This window comes from Leucobacter chromiiresistens (assembly GCF_001477055.1).
Classification (GTDB): Bacteria; Actinomycetota; Actinomycetes; order Actinomycetales; family Microbacteriaceae; genus Leucobacter; species Leucobacter chromiiresistens_A.
This window is the reverse complement of sequence record NZ_LDRK01000150.1, coordinates 1-1,091: the sequence shown is the minus strand read 5'-3', so window position 1 is coordinate 1,091 and position 1,091 is coordinate 1. Positions and strand designations below refer to the sequence as shown.

Here is a 1,091-nt window from a genome sequence, read left to right as displayed (position 1 = left end):
GAGGAGGGCTTGGGGGGCGTTCTGGTAGGCGACGGGGCGTTGGAAGCGGGTGATGGCTGCGGTGCCGACGGAGGTGGAGGAGTCGTTGGTGGTCGCGGGCCAGGGGCCGCCGTGCTGCTGGGCGGGGGTGACGGCGACGCCGGTGGACCAGCCGTTGAACAGGACGCGGCCGACTTGGTTCGCGAGTGCGGCGATGAGGGCGCGCAGTTCGGGGGCGTTGTCGGTGGTGCCGGTGGCTTCGGCTTCGCTGAGGTGGAGGGTGCCGGAGAGGTTGCCCTCGTAGAACTCGGGCATGAGGGCTGCGAGGTCGGTGCCGTCGGGGACCTCGACGAGGATGGAGAGCGGGCCGAAGGATTCTTCGAGGAGGGTGTCGCGTCCGGTTCGGAAGTCGTCGAGGCTGATGGTGATGATGGTGGGGGTGGCCCAGCCCTGTCCGTCGTCGTCGAAGCGGATGCCGCCGGTGATGAGGGGGTGCGCTCCGGTGGTGCTCAGTACGGCGGTGCGGCGTTCGTCGTAGGACTTCGCGATGCGGGGGTCGAGGAGGCGGTGCTTGGGGACGTCGGTCGCGTTGCGGGTGATGGCGTGGGGGAGTGCGCTGTCTGCGGGGATGAACGCGAAGCCGGGTTTGGTGCAGAGCTGGCCGGCGGAGCCGGTGACGCTGGCGAGGTAGCCGGTGGCGATCTCGTCGGCGCGTTCGGTGATGGCGTCTGCGGTGATGAAGACGGGGTTGACGCTGCCGAGTTCGCCGTAGAACGGGATGGGGGCGGGGCGGTTCGCAGCGATGTCGGCGAGGAGGCGGCCGACGCGGATGGAGCCGGTGAAGGAGCCGGCTTTGATGCGGGGGTCTTTCAGGATTTGCACTCCGGCTTCGCGGCCGTGGATGAGTTGGAAGGTGCCTTCGGGCATGCCGGTTCGGGTGAGTGCGTGTGCGGCGATCTCGGCGGTGGCGTCGGAGAGGTCGGGGTGGCTGGAGTGGGCTTTGACGATGAGGGGGCAGCCGGCTGCGAGGATCGCTGCGGAGTCGCCGCCCATGACGGAGAACGCGAAGGGGAAGTTGGATGCGGAGAAGTTGATGACGGGGCCGAGGGGGA

At 69.1% G+C, this 1,091-nt stretch carries 1 protein-coding gene; it reads right to left on the bottom strand.

The genetic code is table 11. The features are described 5' to 3' along the window. On the bottom strand, window positions 1–1,091 hold a 1,091-nt coding region (locus tag NS354_RS12740), incomplete at both ends, for an aldehyde dehydrogenase family protein (RefSeq protein ID WP_058594813.1).